6 protein-coding genes are annotated in these 8,591 nt (G+C 60.9%); 1 reads left to right on the top strand and 5 read right to left on the bottom strand.

Annotation, left to right across the window (positions count from 1 at the left end; translation table 11 throughout):
* Nucleotides 1-68: 68 nt before the first annotated feature.
* Nucleotides 69-1,655, top strand: a complete 1,587-nt coding sequence (locus tag WB650_RS16240) for a 2Fe-2S iron-sulfur cluster-binding protein (RefSeq protein ID WP_423961213.1) — start codon at nt 69-71, stop codon at nt 1,653-1,655.
* Nucleotides 1,656-2,011: 356 nt separating this feature from the next.
* On the opposite strand, the gene WB650_RS16235 is transcribed toward WB650_RS16240, so the two are convergent.
* The 5 genes from WB650_RS16235 to WB650_RS16215 form a co-directional block, all read right to left on the bottom strand.
* Nucleotides 2,012-2,764 carry a hypothetical protein gene (locus WB650_RS16235; protein ID WP_422304213.1) on the bottom strand — a complete coding sequence of 251 codons (753 nt, stop codon included), beginning with the start codon at nt 2,762-2,764 and terminating at the stop codon, nt 2,012-2,014.
* A 55-nt stretch (nt 2,765-2,819) separates the two neighbouring features.
* Nucleotides 2,820-3,134 (bottom strand): Hpt domain-containing protein, encoded by a 315-nt coding sequence (locus WB650_RS16230; protein ID WP_422304212.1) that lies wholly within the window; start codon nt 3,132-3,134, stop codon nt 2,820-2,822.
* Entirely contained in the window at nt 3,119-6,280 is a 3,162-nt protein-coding gene (locus WB650_RS16225; RefSeq protein WP_423961212.1) for a PAS domain S-box protein, read from the bottom strand. The genes WB650_RS16230 and WB650_RS16225 overlap by 16 nt, the downstream gene beginning before the upstream one ends.
* Nucleotides 6,267-6,542, bottom strand: a complete 276-nt coding sequence (locus WB650_RS16220) for a hypothetical protein (RefSeq protein WP_423961210.1) — start codon at nt 6,540-6,542, stop codon at nt 6,267-6,269. The genes WB650_RS16225 and WB650_RS16220 overlap by 14 nt, the downstream gene beginning before the upstream one ends.
* Before the next feature lie 299 nt (nt 6,543-6,841).
* Nucleotides 6,842-7,999 (bottom strand): trans-sulfuration enzyme family protein, encoded by a 1,158-nt coding sequence (locus tag WB650_RS16215; protein WP_422304210.1) that lies wholly within the window; start codon nt 7,997-7,999, stop codon nt 6,842-6,844.
* Nucleotides 8,000-8,591 lie beyond the last annotated feature (592 nt).

The raw sequence follows: 8,591 nt of genomic DNA, 5'->3' as shown, positions 1-8,591 counted from the left end.
GAGTGTGGGAAGACCTCAGGGACCGGCAGGATCAGTAGGACCGGCAGGATCAGAAGGATAGCGCACCGATGCCCAAGCTCACCATCGATGGCAAGGAAATCGAAGTCGCCGACGGCCTCAACCTGATCAAGGCCGCCGATCAGGCCGGGATCGAGATTCCGCACTACTGTTATCATCCAGGGCTCAGCGTGCCGGGCAATTGCAGGATGTGCCTGGTCGAAGTCGAGAAAGCGCCCAAGCTCCAGATCGCGTGCAACACCAGGGTTGCCGAAGGGATGGTGGTGCACACCAAGAGCGAGCGCACCAAGACCGCGCAAAAAGCGGTGCTCGAATTCCTGCTGATCAATCATCCTATCGATTGCCCGGTGTGCGATCAGGCGGGCGAGTGCAAGCTGCAAGACTACTACATGGATTACGACCAGCAGCCGTCGCGTTTTCCGCTGCCCGAGAAGAATCACAAGGGCAAGGCAATCGACATCGGCTCGGGCGTGATGCTCGATCAGGAGCGATGCATCCTGTGCGCGCGATGCACGCGGTTCTTCGACGAAGTGACCAAGACGTATGAGCTCGCGATTTTTGGCCGCGGTGATCACAACGTCATCGACATCAATCCCGGCCAGCCGGTCAACAACAAATATGCCGGCAACGTCGTCGACATCTGTCCGGTCGGCGCGCTTACCGAAAAGGAATTCCGCTTCCGGATGCGCGTCTGGTACCTGCATCGCACTGCGTCGGTGTGCGGCGGATGCGAGCGGGGATGCGCGATCGACATCCATCACCATCGCGGACGCATCTACCGCTTCAAGCCGCGCTTCAATCCCGGCGTCAATGACTACTGGATGTGCGACGAGGGCCGTCACAGTTTCCCGACGTTACACGCCGAGACACGGCTCACCTCGCCACTCGTGCAGGCGAAGGATCAGCTGGTGGTCGAGCCGTGGGGCGAAGGAGTCAGGCGCGCCGCATCGATCATCGCGGATTACAAGCGCACCTATGGTCCCAATTCGATCGCGGCGGTCATCGACGCGACTTCGACTAACGAGGAAGCCTTCGCGCTGAAACAGTTTATGAAGGGCGCGATCGGCTCGGACCGAATCGCGATGCTGAGCTGGTCACCACCCGGCGCCAGCGGCGATGACGACTTGCTGATTCGCGCCAATAAAAATCCCAACACGCGCGGACTCGCCGCACTCGGGCTTTCCGCCGACGGTCTCGACGGCCTCGCATCGGCGGTCGCGTCGGGGGAACTCAAGATGCTGATAGCGTTCCGCGCCGACCTGGTCCGCGCACTGGGCGAAGAGGAATTCGTCCGGCGTTTCGGCGCGCTCGACTACATGCTGGTGCTATCTACAGACGCCAACGAAACCTGCCAGATGGCCAACCAGGTCTGGCCGATCGCTGCGTATCCCGAACTCGACGGCAGCTTCACGAACTTCCAGGGCCGCGTGCAACGAATCAGCGCCGCGTTCCCACCGCCCGGCAACGCAATCCCAGGCATCGAGGCAATCGCGAGGCTCGGCCACGCCCTCGACGGCATCGACCGCCCGCACACGCCGGATGCCATCTTCACCGCAATGACCACCGAGGAGCCCGCCTTCAAAGGCATGAGCCTCGCGAATCTCGGCGAACACGGCGTAGATCTAGCATCGAGTTGAAGTCACACCTCTGTCCAAGGGGCCGCCACGGCCTCTGATACCTCTCCCGTTACTCTACGGGAGAGGAGGCCAGCCGCATCGGCGGCTGGTAGGTGAGGGTTCTGCGGTTCATGCTGCAAGTATGGAACGTCAGATTCGGAGCTCCGCGAGCCCTAAGTGAAGTACAAGTGCCTTACATCGAGAAAGATCCGGGATTCTTCGCTGCGCTCAGAATGACACAAAACAAATAACTCCACATTGCGCGCTTGCGGCTTGAACCGCAGAACCATCACCTACCGGCCGCGTTGCTGGCGGCGGCCTCTCCACGTGAAATAACGGGCGAGGTAAGATTCGCAGCGCTCAGGACACAAAGATCATCACCCGGCGTGGCAGTTGAAGCGGAAACCTGATTTGCCGCTGTGAATCCTCGCGATTCGAGTCTTGATCTTTGGCGTGATTGGCAGGTCCGGGAATGCCTTCACGAAGGCTTGCAATCCAGCGGTGGTCTTGCCCGCGTCCTCGCAACTGCAGATGCCTGTGAGCAGTTCCGTCTCGAGGCTGTCGATTTCGCCTTGCGCTTCCGATGCGTACGCGTCGGGGTAGGTCGTGCGGAACGTCATCCATCCGCGGTATAGGTCGACCATCAGTTTCCCATCGAAGCGCGTGCATCCCGACTCTTCGGTCTGCTGCTGGATGTAGGCCGGGAACGGGCCGTTGCCGTCCGGCTCGGTGCGCGAGTAGATGTCGAAGAACGCGCGGTCCGCCTTGGTGCCCTGTTTGCGCGCGAGTGACCTGAAAAAGTCGACGCTGGGACGCACAACTACTATCGCTTCCCGCACCACGATGAACCCCTGCATCTGACGCTGCACTTGCTGGTACTGCGATTCGCTGAGATCGGGCAGGATCGCCTGAATCTGCGGACTCACTTGCATGCCGGCCTCGAACACCGGCTCGATCGGACTCTTGCCGCGCGACGTCTTCAACTCGCCTATCGCGGACGCATAGTCGGCCACCCCGGGCGGGATCTCGACGTCGGCCGCGCTTGCCTTGATCGCGACACAAGACATCGCGATCGCGGCGGCCAGCAGCGTGCAGAAGAGGGCGCGAGTTTGATTGATCGATGTCAGCAAGCGGCCTCGATCGCTAGCATCGCGATCGCTCCGCGCGCAAGCGAGCCGTCGCGCGCTAATCTTTGGCCGGCTGGAACACGACCTCGACGCGATCGAGGTAGCTCAGCAACTGCCGCGCGAGCGTCGTGACTGCCCCGCCGTCGCGGGTCGCCGCCGCATGTTCGAGCGAACGGCCTATCTCTGTCATCGTGTCGAATCCGTAGCTTCCCCCTTCGCCTTTGACGCGATGCGCGATGCGCCCGACCTCCGCGTAGTCGCGGCGCGTAACTGCGTCGAAAATCGTATTGATGTCGGCGCGCTTGTGCGCCATAAATCCCGGGATCAGATCGCTCAAATCCTCGTCCACTTCTACTATTACTCGGTCCGGCATGTTTCCTCCTTTAGATTGGCCACCGCGGCCCCCTCGTCATCCGACGCGCTCCCTTCAACTGCGTCGCGGATCGCGTCGAGCAGCGTCGATTTTTTCACCGGCTTGGTTATGTGCGCGTCGCAACCGGCCTCTCTCGTGCGATGCACCGCTTCTTCCAGCGCCGACGCCGTCAGCGCCACGATGGGAGTGCGCCGCCTGCTGTTCGCAACCTCCCACACTCGAATAGTGCTGGCCGCTTCGTAGCCGTCGACGTTCGGCATCTGGATGTCCATCAGCACCAGGTCGAAATTCCCGGCGACAAATTTATCGATCGCCTCTTGTCCATCTTCGGCTTCGACCAGGCGGTAAGGAGTTTTTTTCAGATACGCGCGAATCAGCGCGCGGTTATCGTGCGAATCGTCGGCCATCAGAATCTGTAAAGGCCGATCGAGTATCTGCGCCGAAGCCGGTGGCGCCGCGATTGCCGCCGGCGCATCTTTCTCGCCGTGAGGTTCCCGATGCGCTCCAGCGTATGCGCGCATGACCGCGGCGAATAACTCCGCGCGCCGCACCGGCTTAACGATATAGTTGTCGAGCCCGAGGGCACGCAGTCGTCCGACCTCGCTGGTCAAGTCGCCAGTGCGCAACATCATCACGATCTCGAGCCGTCCCGGCCCCTCGCTGAACAGCCGCTCCGCTAGATTGAACGCACTTTGCAGCGGGCTCGCGATGTCGATCAGTACGATCTGCACCCGTCTCCCTGGCGATCCGAGGCGCCGAAGTTCCGCGATCGCCTCGGTTCCGGACGACGCCTGGATCACTTCCGCCCCTTGCCCAATCAACAGTTCCGAAATGATCGACCGGCTGTCGGGGTTGCTGTCGACCACGATTATTCTCGCGTCACCGAATGTCCGCGCCCGCTCTTCCGCTATGCGTTTCGCCATCCCGAATTGCGCGGTGAATGAAAACGCACTTCCCTTGCCGGGCTCGCTCGCGACCTCGACCGTGCCATGCATCAGCGCCACCAGCCGCGAGACGATCGCCAGTCCGAGCCCGCTCCCGCCGTATTTGCGCGAGGTCGAAGAGTCGGCCTGGCTGAACGCATGGAACAGCAGATGACGCTTGTCGGCCGCGATTCCAATTCCGGTGTCGGTCACCGTGAACTTGAGCGCGCCCGCCGCCGTCGTGCCCGCATCGTGCTCGACCGCGACCAGCACCTGCCCTTGGTGAGTGAATTTGATGGCGTTGCCGATCAGGTTGATCAGGATCTGGCTTAGCCTCAACGGATCCCCAAGCACCAGCTCGGGGAGCTCCGGCGCAAACCGCACCATCAGCTCGAGGCCCTTCTCATGCGCGCGAACTGCCAGCGTCTCGATCACCTTCTCAGTCACATCCTTGAGATCGAATTCCACCATCTCGAAGCTAATTCGTCCGCTTTCGACCTTGGCGAGATCGAGGATGCCGTTGATCAGCGCGAGCAGCGCGTGTCCGTTGCTGATAACCATGCTCAGATACCTTCGCTGCTCGTCATCGAGCGCCGTTTCCATCAGCTCATCGGCCATCCCCAGAATCGAGTTCATCGGCGTGCGAATCTCGTGCGACATGCTCGACAGGAATTCCGACTTGGCCCGCGACGCCGCCAGCGCCGCCTCGCGCGCCGCGACCAGCTCGCGCTGCGTCATCTTGACGTCCGCGATACCGCGACAGATTGTCAGGCAGCACTTCTGTCCATGGAGATCCAGATTGACCGCCGACAGCAACATCGGCTGCTCCGATCCGTCCTTCATCCGGAACGCCACCTCGAGATTCCTCACCTCGTCGGTCTGCATGAGTTGATTGGCGAAGCGAACCATTTCGTCCGGATGAATCCACATGTTCAGATCGGTGAAATGGTGTCCGATGGCCTCTTCGCGCGAGTACCCGGTCGTCTTGATGAACTCCTGGTTGACGTCGATATAGGTTCCCGTGATGGCGCCGAGCGTCATGCTGTCGAGGTTTGCGTCGAACAATTTGCGGAAGGTCTCTTCGCTCTCGCTCAGCGCCTTCACGCTCTGCTCGAGCTTGCGCGACGCTTCCTTCGCCGCCGTCAGGTCGCGAACCATCGTGACCACACAATCTTCGCCCTTCAGCTCTACCCGCACCGCCGACACCATCGCCGGCATCACGCTGCCGTCGGGCTTCAGAAAGTCCGCCTCCATGTTGCGAACCACGCCGTCAGCGACGATCCGGTTGCGAAACTCCTGATGCTGTCGTCCGATAGCCCAAAGCTGGCGCTTGCCCATGCGCGAATCGTCGAGTTCTTGTTGTCCATAACCAATCCGCTCGAATTGCTGATTGAAATCGATGTAGCTGCCGTCGGACAGCCGCGTCACCACGATAATGTCCAGCGTCGCGTCGAAGATCTTGCGCAAGGCCGCATGACTCGCCCGCAGGTTGGTCTCGGCCTGCTTTATCTCGGTGATGTCCCTGATCATCGAAATTACACACGGCTCTCCATTCACTTCCGTGGCCGAGGCCGAGATGAGATGGGTCTGGTCGACGCCGCCATTTTTGGGACGCTGCGTGACGTCCATGTTTTTGACGTGGCCGGTTCGGCGCAGCGTCTCGACAAACAGACTCAGTTGCGCTTCGTGCCGCCACATCCTGAGCGCGATCACGTCGCTCCCCATCACATCGTCGCGGGTGTAGCCTGCCACTTCGTAAGTGTCGTTGACCGCGATGAAACGTCCGTCGACCAGGCTGTTGATCGCGATATTGTCCGGTGACGCCTCGAACACCTTGCGCAGCATCGACTCGCTCGCCTGCAGTTTGGTGTGGTCGCCTTCTCGTGCCAGCGCGACTTCGGCGCGCAGGGCCATTTCATGGCGGAGTAGTCGATAGTGTTCGGTTAGCGCTGCCAGTTGCTCCATCCGTTTCCGGCGATGTCGCTCGCCCTGGACCGAACTCAGCTGCGACAACACCGCCGCGGTCACGACCGTCATCCAGGCGATCGCGAGGCGGCAACCAGGAGTCCCCACCCTCATCGAGTATTCCAACAACGCCAGCATTCCGATTGCCTCGACCGCCACCTGCCTGCGCGGACTCCACGGAAGCAACGCGCCCCCGCCAAAGAAAAACAAAACGATCATCGCCACCAGCACGTCGCCATCGCGGTCAAGGTCCGCCAATCCAGACCGCGCACGCGATAGTCAACGCAAAGACTGCGATCGAGAACCCGCGCCAATAGCGCAGCGCACCTGGCGACAGCGTGACTGTGAAAGCAAGCACGGCTACCGCGATGCTCGCGAGGTGAAGCGGGCAGCTCTGCGCGAACCTCAGCGGATATTCGAGGCGGTCAAGCACCAGGTACGCGATTTGAAAAGCCACCAGCGCCAACGTGCTCGCGCGAAGCGTCGGCGCGATGAATCCGAGGTCGCCGTCGTCATCCATCGCCACGTCGTCGCCGCGGCGTGAACCCGCGCGGGTTCGTTGTGCTTACTATCGACTACCCTGGGAACTGCGTCAGGGATGGCAGACGCAGCAGTGCCGTTGGACGAATAACGGGTGTCAGCACGGCCCACATCCTCGGCGAACGGATCAATCTGATGGCCCACACCCCATTAGCAAGTCCAATGCCCTCACAAAGCATGGCAACGATTTGCTATCGCCGTCTGATGCTGGCTTCGATGTTCGAAATTTTGCGGTGTCGCGAAGAGTGTCCCAAAATGAGTTGGCCGCGAACGCGGCACTCAGTCATTCAGTGCGGTCTCAAAATCCTCGATCAGGTCGTCGCTCGACTCCAGCCCCACCGACAGCCGGATGAGCCCGTCGCCGATTCCCGCCCGCGCGCGCTCCGTCGTCGACATTCCCGAATGTGACGTGGTTGACGGTCGCGTAATCAATGTCTCGACGCCGCCCAGACTCGGCGCGCTGATCGGTATCGTCACCCGCTCCATGAAGCGGACAGCCGCTTCGAGTCCGCCCTCCAGCTCGAAGCTCAGCACCCCGCCGAAGCCGTCGAACAGCTCGCATGCGCGCAGATGATTCGAGTGGCTCTCGAGGCCGGGATAGTTCACCCGCGCGACCGCGCGATGCTGCTCGAGCCATCGCGCAATCTTGAGCGCACTTTCATTCTGATGACGCACCCGCACCGCGAGCGTCTTCATCCCGCGATGCAGCAAAAAGCACGCGTGCGGATCGAGGCTCCCGCCAAGATGGTTCTGCGTATGCTTGATACTCTCGACCAGGTCCGCGCGTCCAATTACGGCGCCCGCAACGATATCGGTATGGCCGTTCAAGTACTTGGTGCCGCTATGAATTGAAAGGTCGAAGCCGATTTCCGCGGGACGAAAATTAATCGGGCTCGCGAACGTGTTGTCGATGATCGAGATGAGCCCATTAGCGGCCGCGAAATCCACCGCCGCCTGCAAGTCGCTCACTTGCAGCAACGGATTCGACATCGACTCGAGGTAGATTGCCTTGGTGTTGGGCCGAATCGCTTCGCGCCAGGTGGCGGGCTCGTCACCGTCGATAAAATCCACCGACAGCCCGAAGCGCGGGAACTCGTCGACGAACAGATCGTGCGTGCCGCCGTAAACGCAGTCCTGCGCAATCAGATGCCCACCGCCGGCCAGCACTGTGAAGAGAGCCGCCGATATCGCCGCCATCCCGCTGCCCGCGACCAGCGCCGCCTCGGCGTTCTCTAGCGCCGCGAGCTTGGCGTGCAGCACCGCGTGATTGGGAGTGTTGTTCAGCCGGATGTAGCGCAGGTCGTGATAGCTGGTCTGCCCCGCGTACTCATACGTCGAGGATTGAAAAATCGGCATCGTGACCGCGCCGCCAATCAACGGCTCCGGCTCCCCGGCATGAATCAGCTTGGTATCGAGTCCCTTGATAAGTCGCGCCATGCCACGACATTTATCATCCGGCGCGTCAAGGAAAATAGGTCTCTCTTACCTTGCGATCTTGAACCTGTCCGCGAGAGCGGATCTGCAATCTGCAGCGGTCCAGTCGCGAACGTCTTTCTACTTGCAGGTGACCTTCACAAAACTCGGCTCAGCGCTCTTCCCCTCTCCCGTGGGGAGAGGATTTAAGGTGAGGGACCTTGTCCAGCGCGCGTTTCGCGCGCGATTCAGGATTGCGCTTCTGTTCCGAAAGCACGCCAAGCTAGTGCGTCTTCGTGATCGCCCATGAGCGTTCGAGCAAACAGAGCATTTATCTCTGACGACTTCATCATCACGCCGCCGCCGGTCGTTGCCGCTTCCAACGACACTTATCACCCAGCGCGTCAAGGAAATACTTCTCCGCCGCCTTACCGCCAGCCCCCGCGACGTTGCCAACCGCCAGCCCTTCTCCCGCGATCGCGGCGCACTGAACAGCGCCGCGGTTTGGCGGCGCGATTCGGCCTAGCAACGGCTTAAATTTCTCCAGTTATTGACGACGACGGTATACTCTCGACTTATGAACTTCAGAGCCTCACACGTCAGGGAACGCCTGAAT

The organism is Binatus sp. (SeqCode) (genome assembly GCF_049584895.1).
Classification (GTDB): domain Bacteria; phylum Desulfobacterota; class Binatia; order Binatales; family Binataceae; genus Binatus.
This window is presented reverse-complemented; position numbering and strand designations above follow the sequence as displayed.